The 13,487-nt window shown below is 70.5% G+C and carries 16 protein-coding genes; 9 read left to right on the forward strand and 7 right to left on the reverse strand.

Annotated features, from left to right (window positions below; translation table 11 throughout):
* Positions 1-166: 166 nt before the first annotated feature.
* Positions 167-1,210 carry a family 2 encapsulin nanocompartment cargo protein polyprenyl transferase gene (locus ACGFMM_RS04905; protein ID WP_393643748.1) on the forward strand — a complete coding sequence of 348 codons (1,044 nt, stop codon included), beginning with the start codon at positions 167-169 and terminating at the stop codon, positions 1,208-1,210.
* Positions 1,211-1,221: 11 nt separating this feature from the next.
* Here ACGFMM_RS04905 and ACGFMM_RS04910 read toward each other — a convergent pair whose 3' ends face one another.
* The gene (locus ACGFMM_RS04910; RefSeq protein WP_393643183.1) at positions 1,222-1,800 is read right to left on the reverse strand and encodes a TetR/AcrR family transcriptional regulator; all 579 of its coding nucleotides are present in this window, start codon (positions 1,798-1,800) and stop codon (positions 1,222-1,224) included.
* A 121-nt stretch (positions 1,801-1,921) separates the two neighbouring features.
* On the opposite strand from ACGFMM_RS04910, the gene ACGFMM_RS04915 reads away from it, so the two are divergent.
* Genes ACGFMM_RS04915 through ACGFMM_RS04925 form a run of 3 tightly spaced genes read left to right on the forward strand, consistent with a single transcriptional unit; the run spans position 1,922 to position 3,288 of the window.
* Positions 1,922-2,506, forward strand: coding sequence for a dihydrofolate reductase family protein (locus tag ACGFMM_RS04915; RefSeq protein ID WP_393643185.1), 585 nt, complete (start codon positions 1,922-1,924; stop codon positions 2,504-2,506).
* A 26-nt stretch (positions 2,507-2,532) separates the two neighbouring features.
* On the forward strand, positions 2,533-2,826 hold the full coding sequence (locus ACGFMM_RS04920; RefSeq protein WP_393643187.1) for a hypothetical protein: 294 nt from the start codon (positions 2,533-2,535) through the stop codon (positions 2,824-2,826).
* Positions 2,827-2,868: 42 nt separating this feature from the next.
* The gene (locus ACGFMM_RS04925; RefSeq protein WP_393643189.1) at positions 2,869-3,288 is read left to right on the forward strand and encodes a DUF6304 family protein; all 420 of its coding nucleotides are present in this window, start codon (positions 2,869-2,871) and stop codon (positions 3,286-3,288) included.
* Positions 3,289-3,302: 14 nt separating this feature from the next.
* On the opposite strand, the gene ACGFMM_RS04930 is transcribed toward ACGFMM_RS04925, so the two are convergent.
* Both ACGFMM_RS04930 and sodN read right to left on the reverse strand, forming a co-directional pair.
* Positions 3,303-3,761 (reverse strand): group II truncated hemoglobin, encoded by a 459-nt coding sequence (locus ACGFMM_RS04930; protein ID WP_393643191.1) that lies wholly within the window; start codon positions 3,759-3,761, stop codon positions 3,303-3,305.
* Positions 3,762-3,937: 176 nt separating this feature from the next.
* A complete protein-coding gene (sodN, locus tag ACGFMM_RS04935; protein ID WP_393643192.1) occupies positions 3,938-4,333 on the reverse strand; it encodes a superoxide dismutase, Ni in 396 nt (131 codons plus the stop codon).
* A 142-nt stretch (positions 4,334-4,475) separates the two neighbouring features.
* On the opposite strand from sodN, the gene sodX reads away from it, so the two are divergent.
* On the forward strand, positions 4,476-4,883 hold the full coding sequence (sodX, locus tag ACGFMM_RS04940) for a nickel-type superoxide dismutase maturation protease (RefSeq protein ID WP_393643194.1): 408 nt from the start codon (positions 4,476-4,478) through the stop codon (positions 4,881-4,883).
* Here the strand turns inward: sodX and ACGFMM_RS04945 are convergent.
* Complete coding sequence (locus ACGFMM_RS04945) at positions 4,802-5,452, reverse strand: CGNR zinc finger domain-containing protein (RefSeq protein WP_393643196.1); 651 nt, start codon at positions 5,450-5,452, stop codon at positions 4,802-4,804. The genes sodX and ACGFMM_RS04945 overlap by 82 nt on opposite strands.
* A 103-nt stretch (positions 5,453-5,555) precedes the next feature.
* Here ACGFMM_RS04945 and ACGFMM_RS04950 point away from each other — a divergent pair, with 103 nt between their 5' ends.
* Positions 5,556-6,347 carry a class I SAM-dependent methyltransferase gene (locus ACGFMM_RS04950; RefSeq protein WP_393643198.1) on the forward strand — a complete coding sequence of 264 codons (792 nt, stop codon included), beginning with the start codon at positions 5,556-5,558 and terminating at the stop codon, positions 6,345-6,347.
* A gap of 79 nt (positions 6,348-6,426) precedes the next feature.
* On the opposite strand, the gene ACGFMM_RS04955 is transcribed toward ACGFMM_RS04950, so the two are convergent.
* From ACGFMM_RS04955 to ACGFMM_RS04965, 3 genes are read right to left on the reverse strand one after another with little or no spacing between them, the layout of a single operon-like run.
* Positions 6,427-7,188 carry an amino acid ABC transporter ATP-binding protein gene (locus ACGFMM_RS04955; protein ID WP_393643200.1) on the reverse strand — a complete coding sequence of 254 codons (762 nt, stop codon included), beginning with the start codon at positions 7,186-7,188 and terminating at the stop codon, positions 6,427-6,429.
* A complete protein-coding gene (locus tag ACGFMM_RS04960; protein WP_393643202.1) occupies positions 7,185-8,129 on the reverse strand; it encodes an amino acid ABC transporter permease in 945 nt (314 codons plus the stop codon). Before ACGFMM_RS04960 ends, ACGFMM_RS04955 begins: the two co-directional genes overlap by 4 nt.
* Before the next feature lie 32 nt (positions 8,130-8,161).
* Positions 8,162-9,139 carry an ABC transporter substrate-binding protein gene (locus ACGFMM_RS04965; protein WP_393643203.1) on the reverse strand — a complete coding sequence of 326 codons (978 nt, stop codon included), beginning with the start codon at positions 9,137-9,139 and terminating at the stop codon, positions 8,162-8,164.
* Between the two features lie 534 nt (positions 9,140-9,673).
* Here ACGFMM_RS04965 and ACGFMM_RS04970 point away from each other — a divergent pair.
* The 3 genes from ACGFMM_RS04970 to ACGFMM_RS04980 all read left to right on the forward strand — a co-directional run bounded on the left by ACGFMM_RS04970 (position 9,674) and on the right by ACGFMM_RS04980 (position 13,463).
* Positions 9,674-10,891, forward strand: a complete 1,218-nt coding sequence (locus ACGFMM_RS04970) for an NADP-dependent malic enzyme (protein WP_393643205.1) — start codon at positions 9,674-9,676, stop codon at positions 10,889-10,891.
* 148 nt (positions 10,892-11,039) lie between these two features.
* Complete coding sequence (locus tag ACGFMM_RS04975; RefSeq protein ID WP_393643206.1) at positions 11,040-12,005, forward strand: zinc-binding dehydrogenase; 966 nt, start codon at positions 11,040-11,042, stop codon at positions 12,003-12,005.
* A 90-nt stretch (positions 12,006-12,095) separates the two neighbouring features.
* Positions 12,096-13,463, forward strand: a complete 1,368-nt coding sequence (locus tag ACGFMM_RS04980; RefSeq protein WP_393643208.1) for a cellulase family glycosylhydrolase — start codon at positions 12,096-12,098, stop codon at positions 13,461-13,463.
* Positions 13,464-13,487: the final 24 nt, after the last annotated feature.

Consider the following 13,487-nt stretch of genomic DNA (forward strand, 5'->3'; position numbering starts at 1 on the left):
GGGGGGGCCGGCCGCGCCCGGGCCGCGCGGGGGGGGGGGTCAACCGTCGTGGCCCGCGGGGGGGGGTGGGGGGGGGGGGGGGGGGGGGCCGGGGTGCCCCCCCCCCCCGCCGGCCCGCGCCGCCCACCCGCACTGCCGGACCGTCGTGAGGGAAACGACCGTGACCATGACCCACGCCCATGCCACGACCGACGGTCAGGCGGCCGTGGCCCTTCTGGACCAGACCCGGACCGTCGTCAACCCCCAGCTCCGCTCCACCGTCGAGACCCTGCCCGGGCCCATACGGAGGGTCGCGATGTACCACTTCGGCTGGGAGCACGCCGACGGCACCCCGGCCGCCGGGCAGGCCGGCAAGGCCATCCGCCCCGCCCTGGTGCTGGCCGCGGCCCGGGCCCTCGGCGGCGATCCCGCCCCGGCGGTGCGCGCGGCGGCCGCGGTGGAGCTGGCGCACAACTTCACGCTGCTCCACGACGACATCGTGGACGAGGACCCGACGCGCCGTCACCGTCCCACCGCCTGGACCGTGTTCGGCATCCCCGACGCGCTGATCGCCGGCGACGCCATGCTCGCGCTCGCGCTGCGGATGCTCGCTGAGGACGGCCATCCGGCCTCCGCCGCGGCCTCGGCCCGGCTCGCCGCCTGTGTCATCGAACTGTGCGGCGGACAGCAGGCGGACTGCGCCTTCGAGCAGCGCCCGCCGCAGGACGTGACCCTCGACGAGTGCCTGACGATGGCCACGGCCAAGACGGGCGCGCTGCTCGGCTGCGCCTGCGCGCTCGGCGCGCTCTACGCGGGCGCGGGGGAGCGCGAGGCCGCGGCGATGGACGCGTTCGGCCGGGAGGCCGGGCTCGCCTTCCAGCTGATCGACGACCTCATCGGCATCTGGGGCGACCCGGACCGTACCGGCAAGCCCGCCGGCGCGGACCTGGCCGCCCACAAGAAATCGCTGCCGGTGGTCGCCGCGCTCGCCTCGGGCACGGCCGCCGGCGCGGAGCTGGCCGGCCTGTACGCGCAGCCGGCCCTGGACGCGGCCGGCGTACGGGCGGCGGCGGACGCGGTCGAGCGGGCCGGCGGCCGTGACTGGGCGCAGGCCGAGGCGGCCGACCGGATGGCCCGAGCGGTGCACCAGCTGTCCCTGGCCGTCCCGGACCTGGAGGCGGCGGGGGACCTGCTGTCGCTCGCGGAGTTCGTGACGCGGCGCACCCGCTGAGGACGGGCCGCCTAGGGCCCGTCCGGTACGACCCGGTGCACCACCATCTCGACGAGCGTGTCGAGCGCGCGCTCGTCGTGCATGCCCGGGACCGTGAGGTGGTCGACGAGCAGTCCGGTGAGGGCGAAGTAGAGCAGCCGGACCGTGTCGGCGTCGCCCGGCATGTGGGCGGTGAGGTGCAGCCGGATGTTCTCCTCGAGGTCGGAGCGGAGCACCTCGGTGAGCCGCGCGCGCAGATCGGGGCGGCGGGTGGCCTCAAGGCGGAGCTCGAAGAGCCCGAGGTAGCAGGAGCGCTGCGCCGTCATCCGCCGGACGAGCCACTGCATGAGCTCGACGACCAGTTCGCGTGAGGGCTCGGGCGCCATGGCGGTGTCGACGGCGCCCTCGTCCGGGGTGAGCCGGACGAAGATGCGCTCCGCGACCTGGGAGAGCAGCTGGTCCCGGTCGGTGAAGTAGTTGGACGCGGTGCCCGTGGGCACGGCCGCCCGGGCGTCGACCGCCCGGAAGGTCAGCCCGCGGGCGCCTTCGTCCGCCATCACCTCGATCGCCGCGTCGAGCAGCGCGGCTCGACGTTCGGGATTCCTAGCCACCCGGACCTCCTGGTTCCACTTCTTCGCGGACAATATCCCTTGCATAACCACTACACCTGAAGCACTATAGCTGTCGTGGTCGCGGGGAAGCGGCCCGTCCCGAAACGAAAGAGGACCCGGTTTGCGCAAGCTGACCTACTACGTCGCCTGCTCGCTCGACGGCTTCATCGGCGATCCGAAGGGCGACGCCACGTCGATGTTCGCGTTCATCGACGCGGAGTACCTGGCGTTCATGAACGCCGAATACCCCGAGACGGTCCCGACCCTGGCGCGGAACCAGCTCGGCATCGACGCACCCAACAAGCGCTTCGACACGGTGATCCAGGGCCTGGGCTCGTACCGGCTCGCCCTGGACGAGGGCAACCCCAGCCCGTACGCGCACCTGCGCCAGTACGTGGCGACCCGCTCGCTGAAGGAGTCGCCGAGCCCCGACGTCGAACTGATCGCCGACGACCTGGTCGGCCGCGTCCGCGCCCTGAAGGCCGAGGAGGGCGACATGGGCATCTGGCTCTGCGGCGGCGCGACGGTGGCCGGCGAGCTGATCGAAGAGGTCGACGAGCTGGTGATCAAGTCGTACCCGCAGATCTACGGCTCGGGGATGCCGATGTTCGGCGGCGCGGCCTTCGAGCCGCGCGACTTCGTCCTGGACGAGGTCCGCACCTTCGGGAACGGCGTGGTCGTCCGTACGTACACCAGGAAGCGGTGACCCCGGGGCCCGCCTACCCTGTAGGTATGGCCAGCGAAGGACGCCGTACGCTCCCCGGCGCCGAGTCCGACACGGTCTGCCCCTCCTGCGGGCGGCCCGTCGGCACGGCCGTGGAGCGGCACAAGATCATGGGCGCCTGGGTCCCGGTCTGGGTGGCGCAGCCGTGCCGCAACCCCGAGTGCGAGCTGTTCGAGCGGCGCACGGAGGGGCACCTCGGCGAGGCGCACGAGGCTCCGGCACCCCAGGCGGACGAGGCTCCCGCCCCCCAGCCCTCACCAGGCACAACGGACGAGACCGGGAGAAGTCCGGCCGGGGGGTGACCGGCCGCGCCGCGGAACCGGAGATCCCGCTACAGTCCGCGCATGTCATCGGAGTCGACGGAAGTATGGACCGGCTGGTACCGGGACCGCCGTGGAGCGGAAGCGGTCGTCATCACGGTCGGCGGGGGCCAAGTGGGCGCCCGCATCAGGGGAGTCGAGTACGCGGGCACGAGCTTCGCCTCGCTGCGCGCGGACGGGGGCGCCGGGGAGGAGCTGACCGGCTGCGTACTGGAGTGGGACCTGCCGCTTCTGGTCGTGAGCGACGGAACCGTGCAACAGGCCACGCTGAGCTGCCTGCTGACGCTCAATGAGCGCACCGACCTCGGCCTCACCCTGCACTACGGCGGCGCGGCCTTCGAATCCGGCCTCGCCGGGGCCGACTTCGACGAGGCCCTGAACCGCCTCCGCGGCCAGCTGCCCCCGGGCACGGAGTTCGCCGGCCGAACGGCGGCCTCCGTCTAGGCACCCCCGGGTGATCAGGCGAGACCGTCCCACCCCCACCGGGGCGTGGGTCCGGGCTCGCCGAGGTCCGTACCGGGCGGGGAGGCGGACACGTCCTTGGCGATCCGGGTCCCCCAGTCGAAGTACTCGATCACCCGGCGGCGCAGCAGCGCGTCGTCCGGCAGTTCCTTCTCGACCGTCGCGGTCATCAGCTCCATCCAGCGCACCCGCTGCTCCTCGGTGATCCCGAGACCCAGATGCGCGCGCAACAGGGCCTGATGACCGCCCAGTTCCGCGGTGAAGTCCGCCGGCCCGGAGAACACCTCCCCGAGCCACACGGCGACGTGCTCCACATGCGCGGCCGTGAAGTCCGCGAACACCGGCGCCAGCAGCGGATCCGCGAGCACCCGCTCGTAGAACCCGTCCGCCAGCCGCCGCAGCCCGTCACGCCCCCCGACAGCCTCGTACAGGCTGCTCCCGTGCGATTCCCCCATTGCCCGCCTCCCACTGAACGTCACGCGGATACGATCCCGTCCCAGTCACGCACACCGACCCCGACGGGGCCAAGGGCCTACGCCGACAGCGTGAACCGGAGACGCCGAACGGCCCGGCCGGGGGCATCCGGGCGGGCCGTTCTTGCCTGCGGGGCAGGCGGGGAGATCTCGGAAGGTCAGGCCTTCTTCGTCTCCCAGAAGATGCGGTCGATCTCGGCGATGAGCTCGAGAGCCTTCTCGCCGGTCTTCGGGTCGTTGGACGCCTTGGCGGCCGAGAGGGCCTTCAGGGTGTCGTTCACCAGCTGGTGCAGCTGGGGGTACTTCTCGAAGTGCGGCGGCTTGAAGTAGTCGCTCCACAGCACCGAGACGTGGTGCTTGGCGAGCTCCGCGCGCTGCTCCTTGATGACAATGGCGCGGGCGCGGAAGTCCGCGTCCTCGTTGGCCTGGTACTTCTCCTGGACGGCCTTGACGGACTCCGCCTCGATGCGGGCCTGGGCCGGGTCGTACACACCGCAGGGCAGGTCGCAGTGGGCGCTGACCTTCACCTTGGGGGCGAACAGGCGGGAAAGCATGCAGCTGTCCTTCCTCGTGATCGTCTTCTCAAGTGGGAGATTACTCGGTGAGAAGGTTCTTTTCGCGAGGGGGCCCGGGTGCTTAGGACAAAAGTCCAGGGTCGGCATGGGACTCGTGGACGATCGGACCGGGAGGTACCGGATGACGGGCTGGGGGCGGGAGTCGTTGACGCCGTTCGGGATCGCCGAGGTGACGGGGCCTTCGATGGTGCCCACGCTGCTCCACGGCGACCAGGTGCTGGTGCACTACGGAAGTGCGCTGAGGCCCGGTGACGTGGCGGTGATGCGCCATCCGCTGCGGCAGGACCTGCTCATCGTCAAGCGGCTGTCCGAGCGGCGGGGCGCCGGCTGGTGGGTGCTCGGCGACAACCCGGGCGCGGAGGGGGACAGCCGGGTGTTCGGCGTCGTTCCCGCGGAAATGGTGCTCGGGCGTGTACGGCTCCGGTACCGGCCCGTCACGCCCGGGCGTCAGCGGTCGGCGGGCGTGCTGCTCTCCTGGCTCTTCTCGGCCGTCAGGCCGGTGCTCTCGGGCCGCTCACGGGCCGCCTGAGCCTCCTGCGCCTCCTGGCGCTTCCTGGCCCGGTACGCGGCCACGTTGGCGCGCGTCGCGCAGCGGTCGGAGCAGTAGCGGCGCGAGCGGTTGGTGGACGTGTCGAGGTACGCGTTGCGGCACGGCGGGGCCTGGCACAGCCCGAGGCGGTCCGCGCCGAACTCCGTCAGGTGGAAGGCGAGCCCCATCGCCGCGATGGCCGCGTAGCCCGCAGTCGCGTTCGAAGGGTGGTCCGCAAGGTGCATGTGCCACCGCGGCCGGCCCTCCTCGTCGAGGTAGTCGTGGCCGGAGATCTGCGGGCTGACCGGGAACTCCAGGAGCAGTGAGTTCAGCAGGTCCACCGCCGTGGTCTGGTCGCCCTCGTCCGCGGCCGTGAACACCGCGCGCAACCGGGAGCGGACCGAGCGGAAGCGGGTGACGTCCGCGTCGGTCGCCCGGCGGGCCATCTGCGAGGCCGCGCCGAACAGTTCCCGGACCGCCTCCACCGTGGTCAGGGAGTCCTTGTTGCGGGCCGGCTCCTCGGTGTTGACCAGACGCACGGCGTAATCCGAGTAATAGGCCAGTTCCACTTGTAGTCCTTACTGCGACGGTCTAGGGTCGGTGACGCGAGGGGTAAGAGACGCTTGCCCTTCGAGGGTATTACGAACGTCGAGGTTCTAGGGAGCAGAAGTCATGACGGACGCAGCCGTGACCGGAACCGACTGGCAGGCCTGGCAGGACAGCTGGGACCGCCAGCAGGAGTGGTACATGCCGGACCGCGAGGAGCGGTTCCGCGTGATGCTGGACATGGTCGAGGCCCTGGTGGGGCCGGAGCCCCGGATCCTCGACCTCGCGTGCGGTACGGGAAGTATCACGAACCGGCTCCTGAAGAGGTTCCCGGGAGCGACGAGCGTCGGCGTGGACCTCGACCCGGCGCTCCTCGCCATCGCCCGCGGCTCCTTCGCCGGCTGGGGGCACCTCCCAGCGGTAGCTGGGGGACAGCGGGTCACGTTCGTGACCGCGGACCTCAAGGACCCTGCCTGGACCGAGGCGCTGCCGTCCGGCCCGTACGACGCCGTGCTCACCGCCACGGCCCTCCACTGGCTCCACGAGAAGCCCCTCACCGCGCTGTACGGGCAGCTCGCCGGGCTCGTCCGGGAGGGCGGCGTCTTCATGAACGCCGACCACATGATCGACGAGACCACCCCGCGCATCAACGCCGCCGAGCGCGCCCAGCGGCACGCCCGCATGGACGAGGAGAAGGCCGCCGGGGTCCTCGACTGGGCCGACTGGTGGGCCCTCGCCGCCAAGGACCCGGTCCTCGCCGAACCCACCGCCCGCCGCTACGAGATCTACGGCGAGCACGCCGACGGCGACATGCCCTCCGCCCGATGGCACGCCGACACCCTGCGCGCCGCCGGCTTCGCCGAGGCCCGCCCGGTCTGGTGCTCCCCGTCGGACACGCTGCTGCTGGCCGTGAAGTAGCGCGGTACGCGCGCGAAGGGGCGGTACGTGCGAAGGGGCGGTACGGGCGCCATGCCCGTACCGCCCCTTCATGCGCGTCTTACAGCACCTTCGACAGGAACGCCTTCGTCCGGTCGTGCTGCGGGTTCGTCAGGACCTCGCGGGGGTGGCCGGACTCGACCACCACGCCGTCGTCCATGAAGACCAGCGAGTCGCCGACCTCACGGGCGAAGCCCATCTCGTGCGTGACGACGACCATCGTCATGCCCGACTCGGCCAGGTCCCGCATGACGTCCAGGACGTCGCCGACCAGCTCCGGGTCGAGCGCCGAGGTCGGCTCGTCGAACAGCATCAGCTTCGGCTCCATCGCCAGCGCACGGGCGATGGCGACGCGCTGCTGCTGGCCGCCGGAGAGCTGCGTGGGGTAGTTCCCGGCCTTGTCGGCCAGGCCCACCCGGTCGAGCAGCGCCGCCGCCCGCTCGCGCGCCACGGCCTTCGCCTCGCCCTTGACCTGGATCGGCGCCTCCATGACGTTCTCGAGCGCCGTCATGTGCGGGAACAGGTTGAAGCGCTGGAAGACCATGCCGATGTCCCGGCGCTGCGCCGCGACCTCGCTGTCCTTCAGCTCGTAGAGCTTGTCGCCCTTCTGGCGGTAGCCCACCAGATCGCCGTCGACGTAGAGCCGGCCGGCGTTGATCTTCTCCAGGTGGTTGATGCACCGCAGGAAGGTGGACTTGCCGGAACCGGACGGGCCGATCAGGCAGAACACCTCGCCGTTGTTCACCTCGAGGTCGATGCCCTTGAGGATGTGCGCGGGGCCGTAGGACTTGTGGACGCCCTCGGCCTTCACCATGGGGGTCATGCCGCACCTCCGCGCGATTCGGACCTCAGGGACAGCAGGTTCGCCTTCACCTTCTGCCAGGGCGTGGGCGGCAGGGAGCGCAGCGAACCGCGTGCGTAGCGCCGCTCCAGGTAGTACTGGCCGACGCTGAACACCGAGGTCAGGGCCAGGTACCAGATCGAGGCGACGAAGAACATCTCCATCACCGCGAACGAGGTCGAGGCGATGTCCTGGGCACTGCGCAACAGGTCCTGGTACTGGACGGCGACGACCAGCGACGACGTCTTCAGCATGTTGATGAACTCGTTCCCCGTCGGCGGGATGATCACCCGCATGGACTGGGGGAGCACGACCCGGCGCATGGTCTTGCCCTGGGTCATGCCGAGCGCGTGCGAGGCCTCGGTCTGGCCCTCGTCGACCGACTGGATGCCGGCCCGGACGATCTCCGCCATGTACGCGCCCTCGTTCAGGCCGAGGCCCAGGAGGGCGGCCAGGAACGGGGTCATGACGTCCGTCATCTCGTCCTTGTAGAACCCGATGTTGAAGATCGGGAAGATCAGGGCGAGGTTGAACCAGATCAGCAGCTGCACGTACACCGGCGTGCCGCGGAAGATCCAGATGTACAGCCAGGCGACCGTGCTGGTCACCGGGTTCTTCGACAGGCGCATGACGGCGAACAGCACGCCGAGCACCAGGCCGAGCGCCATCGAGAGGACGCTGATGAGGATGGTGTGCCAGAGGCCGGTCAGGATGCTGGGGTCGAACAGCTTCTCCGGCACCGTCGCCCAGCGGACGTCGCCCTGCGCGAAGGCGTAGACCACCAGTGCGAGGAAGGCGACCACCACGACGCCGGCGATCCAGCGTCCGTAGTGGCGGACCGGGATGGCCTTGATGGCCTCCGGGGGGAGCCCGGACGGGGCGGAGCCCGCCCCGTCCGGGACCTTGTCGAGCTTGTCAGTCACAACGACTGCCCTTCAGTGACGCGGGGGAGTGATCAGGAACCGCCGTTGATCTTGGCCGCGGGGATGGCGCCGGAACCGGCGTTCCACTTGTCGAGGGCAGTCTTGTACGTGCCGTCCTTGATGATCGCGTCCAGCGCTTCCTTCAGCGCGTCACGCAGCTGGGTGTTCTTCTTGTCGACGGCGATGCCGAAGAAGCCGGCGTCCGACTTGTTGGCGATGGCCTCGAAGTCGTTGCCGCCGCCCGCGGTCTGCGCGATGTACGCGGCGACCGGGGAGTCGTTCAGGTCGGCGACGGCGCCGCCGGCCTTGACGCGGGTCTGGGCCTCGGCGTCGGTCGGGAAGGACTCGAAGGTCAGGGCGGGCTTGCCGTCCTTCTTGCACTTCTCGGCCTGGTCCTTGGCGGCCTGCTCGTACGTGGTGCCGCGCTGGACGGCGAGCTTCTTGCCGCACAGGTCGTCGAGCGACTTGATGTTCTCCGGGTTGCCCTTCTTCACCAGGATGCCGGTGGAGGCGGTGAAGTAGTCGACGAAGTCGACGCCGGTGCCGGTCTTGTTGCCCTTGTCGTCCAGGCCCTCCTGGCGGGCCTTGGTGTCCGTCATCGAGGACATGACGATGTCGGTGCGGCCGGTCGGCAGCGCGGTGAGCAGGGTGTCGAACGTGCCGCTCTCGAACGTGAAGTCCACGCCGAGCTGCTTGCTGAGCGCGGCCGCGATGTCCGGGTCGACGCCGACGATCTTCTCGCCCTGCTTGAACTCCATGGGGGCGTAGGTGGCGTCCGTGCCGACCTTGATGACGCCGGCCTTCTGGATGTCGGCGGGCAGCTTGGAGAACAGCGGCGCGGAGGAGCCGGCCGCGGACTTCGTGCCGTCCGCCGGCGTGTTCGCGCCCTCGGTCTGGTCGCCACAGGCGGTCAGCAGCATGGAGCCGGCGACCGCGATGGCGGCGACCGCGGCAATCCGGGACGTCCGGGTCTTCGCGGCGGTCGTGCTGCGCGTGGTGCTTGCGGTCATGGTCGGGTTCCTCCGGCGTGTTCGGGAGTTGCCTAGGCCGCGCACGCACCTTCGAGTGTCGCGACCTCGTGTGATTACCGCATCTTGCCATTCGGACTGCCCGATTCAGGGGGGCACAAATGTCAAAATCGGATAACGGGCGACCCCCGAACCTCGGCCACCCCACCTGACAAGGCCGGACCTTCTCCGGGGATTGCTCCATCAGGCCGGAAAATCTCCCGTTGATCTCGCCATTCGGACGTCTCGAAGTGCGTAATTCGGTTTGCTCAGGCATCTGTCCGGACATTCGGTGACCAGTCGGCCCTCCGAGTGACCGTGTCGCGCGTCTATGAGCCTCGTCACCGAGCCGGAATGGACTCGTCTGCGGTGCTGTTCGTCCGGTAAGAAGGATCCTTACACCCCTCATCCGGGGCTCAGGGCGCGTTGTGCGGCGCGCCCGCGCGGCTGCCAGACACGGCGGCCGCGGGACCCGCCCACCCCTCCTCAACCAGGAGTGGCCACCCTCAAATGAAGAAGACTTAAGGGGTCAACCCAATGGCAGCGGAGATCGTCAACCCTCGCAGTGCGAGCGGCACGGACACGGAAGGGACTCAGGAGGAGCCCTTCGATCCGGCCTTCGCCCTGCACCGCGGCGGCAAGATGGCCATTCAGGCCACCGTGCCCCTGCGCGACAAGGACGACCTGTCCCTCGCGTACACACCCGGCGTCGCCAAGGTGTGCAGCGCTATCGCAGAGCAGCCCGAGCTCGTCAACGACTACACCTGGAAGTCCCAGGTCGTGGCCGTCGTGACGGACGGTACGGCGGTGCTCGGACTCGGCGACATCGGCCCGGAGGCCTCGCTCCCCGTCATGGAGGGCAAGGCGATCCTGTTCAAGCAGTTCGGCGGCGTCGACGCGGTGCCGATCGCGCTCGCGACCACGGACACCGACGAGATCGTGGAGACCGTCGTCCGGCTCGCCCCGTCCTTCGGTGGGGTGAACCTGGAGGACATCTCCGCGCCGCGGTGCTTCGAGATCGAGCGCAAGCTCCAGGAGCGCCTCGACATCCCCGTCTTCCACGACGACCAGCACGGCACCGCCATCGTCACCCTCGCCGCGCTCCGCAACGCCGCGAAGCTGACCGGCCGGACGCTGGGCGATCTGCGCGCGGTCATCTCCGGCGCCGGCGCGGCCGGTGTGGCCATCGCCAAGTTCCTGCTGGAGGCCGGCATCGGCGACGTCGCCGTCGCCGACCGCAAGGGCGTCGTCAGCGCGGACCGCGAGGACCTCACCGACGTCAAGCGCGAGATCGCCGAGCTCACCAACAAGGCGGGCCTCTCCGGCTCCCTGGAGACCGCTCTGGCCGGCGCGGACGTCTTCATCGGCGTCTCCGGCGGCACGGTCCCCGAGGCCGCGGTCGCGTCCATGGCGCCGAACTCCTTCGTGTTCGCCATGGCCAACCCGAACCCCGAGGTCCACCCGGACGTGGCGCACAAGTACGCCGCGGTCGTCGCGACCGGCCGTTCGGACTACCCGAACCAGATCAACAACGTGCTCGCCTTCCCCGGCATCTTCGCGGGCGCCCTCCAGGTCCGGGCCTCCCGGATCACCGAGGGCATGAAGATCGCCGCGGCGAACGCGATCGCGGACGTGGTGGGCGAGCAGCTCGCCGCCGACTGTGTGATCCCGTCGCCGTTCGACGAGCGGGTCGCCCCGGCCGTCGCGGCCGCGGTCGCCGCCGCCGCGCGCGCGGAGGGCGTCGCCCGCCGCTGACCCGGCTGTCCGTCGCACCCGAGGGGCCCCGACCTGGATCAGGTCGGGGCCCCTCGGGCGTACGTCGGGCTCTTCTGGCGTACGGGGGGACGTGCGTCACACCGGTGCGCGGTTCCTTCGCCCACCGGCGTCGCCCTAGGCTCGGGCCATGTTCGCTGCCTACGCCGCCCGAATCGACCGCGATCAGCCGTTGAACGGCCTTGAGCTGGGCGAACGCCCGGAACCCGAGGTGCGTCCCGGCTGGACCACCGTCACCGTCAAGGCCGCCTCGCTCAACCACCACGACCTGTGGTCGCTGCGCGGTGTGGGCCTGCCCGAGGAGAAGCTGCCGATGATCCTCGGCTGCGACGCCGCGGGCATCGACGAGGACGGCAACGAGGTCGTCCTGCACTCCGTCATCGGCCAGAGCGGCCACGGCGTCGGGCCGGACGAGCCGCGCTCCATCCTCACCGAGCACTACCAGGGCACCTTCGCCGAGCGGGTGACCGTGCCGCGCTGGAACGTGCTGCCCAAGCCGAAGGAGCTCTCCTTCGAGGAGGCCGCCTGTCTGCCGACGGCGTGGCTGACCGCGTACCGGATGCTGTTCACCAACGCGGGCGTGCGGCCCGGCGATTCGGTCCTGGTGCAGGGCGCGGGCGGCGGCGTCGCCACCGCCGCGATCGCCCTCGGCAAGGCCGCCGGCCTGCGGGTGTACGCCACCAGCCGCGACGAGGCCAAGCGCAAGCGGGCGCTCGAACTCGGCGCGGTCGAGGCGTTCGAGCCGGGCGCGCGGCTGCCGAAGCGGGTGGACGCGGTCATCGAGACGGTCGGCGCGGCCACCTGGTCGCACTCGGTCAAGTCGCTGCGGCCCGGCGGCACGCTGGTGATCTCCGGCGCGACCAGCGGCGACCGGCCCGCGCACGCCGAGCTGACCCGGATCTTCTTCCTGGAACTGAAGGTCGTCGGCTCGACGATGGGCTCCAAGGACGAGTTGGAGGACCTGCTGTCGTTCTGCGCGGCGACGGGGCTGCGGCCGGTGATCGACGAGGTGCTGCCGCTGGACCGGGCCCGGGAGGGCTTCGAGAAGCTTCAGTCCGGCGACCTGTTCGGAAAGATCGTTCTGAAGACCTCGTGAACGACCCCTTGATACCGGTCAGTTGACCTGCTGGGATCTCCGGCACGCGAAACGTGAACATCACTCACTTTGTCGTGCCGGAGGTCCTCCTTGTTGCGAACCACCCTCGCGGCGACCCTCGTCGTCGCCTCGCTGCTCGCCCCGACCGCCGCCAGGGCGGAGACCGGGGTTGATGCGATACCCGCCCTCACCGACGAACGCGGCCGGGTCGTCACCCTCCGCGGCTGGAACCTCGCGGACAAGGCGCACAGCGGCGACGCCGCCCTCTCCGCCATCACCGAGAAGCATTTCCGCGACATGCGGGCCAAGGGCTACAACACGGCCCGGCTCCTGGTCTTCTGGGACGACCTGGAGCCCCGCCCCGGGCAGTACAGCCAGGCCTACCTCCGCAAGATCGAACGGGTCCTGGACTGGGCCGCCAAGCACGACGTCAAGGTCATCCTCGACGCCCACCAGGACATCTTCGGGCCCGCGTTCGAGTCGCGGGGCATCCCCGCCTGGGCCACCAGGACCGACGGGCTGCCCTTCAAGAAGCACCCCGACGACTGGTTCTCCGAGTACTTCGAGCCCGCCGTCCAGCGCGCCTTCACCCACCTGTACGAGGACGAGGACCTGCAGCGCGCCCAGGCCCGCATGTGGCGGGTGCTCGCCGACCGCTTCGAGGACCACCCGGCCGTGTTCGGCTACGACCCGATCAACGAGCCGATGGGCGAGATGCGCGAGGGCGAGGACCTGGCGACGGCGGCGCGGCGCATCGAACGGGACCAGATCACCCCGATGTACAACCGGATCGCGGACGCGATCCGCCAGGTCGACCGGGACAACTGGATCTTCGTCGAGCCGACCCCGATCGTGGGCGAGGGGGTGCCCACGGGGCTGGGGAGGATCGACGACCCGAAGGTGGTCTATGCCCCGCACTTCTACAACGGCGCCATGGAGGCGGGCGGCGACTACGACCCCTCGGCCCGCTGGATCGAGAACTACGAGGCGGCGGTCACCCGGTACGCCAAGGAGTACAAGGTGCCCCTGATCGTTGGGGAGTGGGGGCCGCTCAACAACTCCCTGCCGAACATGAACCGCTTCTACCGCGAGGCCATGGCCTCGCTCGGCCGCTACAGCTCCGGCTGGACCGGCTGGGAATGGTGCTACGGCGGCGGCTACTGCGCCGTGGACGCGACCGGGGCCTTCCGTACGAACAAGGAGCTGACCGCCGAGCCGTACGCGGAGGCCGTCGCCGGCCGGGTGCGCTCCGCCGCGTACGACCCGGCGGCCCGCGCCTACCGCCTGGAGTACGAGGCCGCCGGGCGTCGCGGCTCCCGCGTCACCGAACTGGCGCTTCCGGAAGGCGAGTGGAAGGTCTCGGTGACGGGTAGGGCGGCGGCCGTCCGGAAGGGGCAGCGGGTGTGGGTGTACGCGGTGCCGGGGGCTCGCGTGGTGGTCAGTGTCAACCAAGGTTGACGCGCGGGTGTTGTCAACGTAGGT

The sequence above is a fragment of the Streptomyces sp. NPDC048604 genome (assembly GCF_043199435.1).
Classification (GTDB): domain Bacteria; phylum Actinomycetota; class Actinomycetes; order Streptomycetales; family Streptomycetaceae; genus Streptomyces.

What these genes read in the sequence shown, in the direction of transcription:
- ACGFMM_RS04905 (WP_393643748.1), top strand. Translation starts at nt 167, where the DNA reads ATGACCCACGCCCATGCCACGACCGACGGTCAGGCGGCCGTGGCCCTT.
- ACGFMM_RS04920 (WP_393643187.1), top strand. Translation starts at nt 2,533, where the DNA reads ATGGCCAGCGAAGGACGCCGTACGCTCCCCGGCGCCGAGTCCGACACG.
- ACGFMM_RS04925 (WP_393643189.1), top strand. Translation starts at nt 2,869, where the DNA reads ATGTCATCGGAGTCGACGGAAGTATGGACCGGCTGGTACCGGGACCGC.
- ACGFMM_RS04930 (WP_393643191.1), bottom strand. Translation starts at nt 3,761, where the DNA reads ATGGGGGAATCGCACGGGAGCAGCCTGTACGAGGCTGTCGGGGGGCGT.
- sodN (WP_393643192.1), bottom strand. Translation starts at nt 4,333, where the DNA reads ATGCTTTCCCGCCTGTTCGCCCCCAAGGTGAAGGTCAGCGCCCACTGC.
- sodX (WP_393643194.1), top strand. Translation starts at nt 4,476, where the DNA reads ATGACGGGCTGGGGGCGGGAGTCGTTGACGCCGTTCGGGATCGCCGAG.
- ACGFMM_RS04950 (WP_393643198.1), top strand. Translation starts at nt 5,556, where the DNA reads ATGACGGACGCAGCCGTGACCGGAACCGACTGGCAGGCCTGGCAGGAC.
- ACGFMM_RS04955 (WP_393643200.1), bottom strand. Translation starts at nt 7,188, where the DNA reads ATGACCCCCATGGTGAAGGCCGAGGGCGTCCACAAGTCCTACGGCCCC.
- ACGFMM_RS04965 (WP_393643203.1), bottom strand. Translation starts at nt 9,139, where the DNA reads ATGACCGCAAGCACCACGCGCAGCACGACCGCCGCGAAGACCCGGACG.
- ACGFMM_RS04970 (WP_393643205.1), top strand. Translation starts at nt 9,674, where the DNA reads ATGGCAGCGGAGATCGTCAACCCTCGCAGTGCGAGCGGCACGGACACG.
- ACGFMM_RS04975 (WP_393643206.1), top strand. Translation starts at nt 11,040, where the DNA reads ATGTTCGCTGCCTACGCCGCCCGAATCGACCGCGATCAGCCGTTGAAC.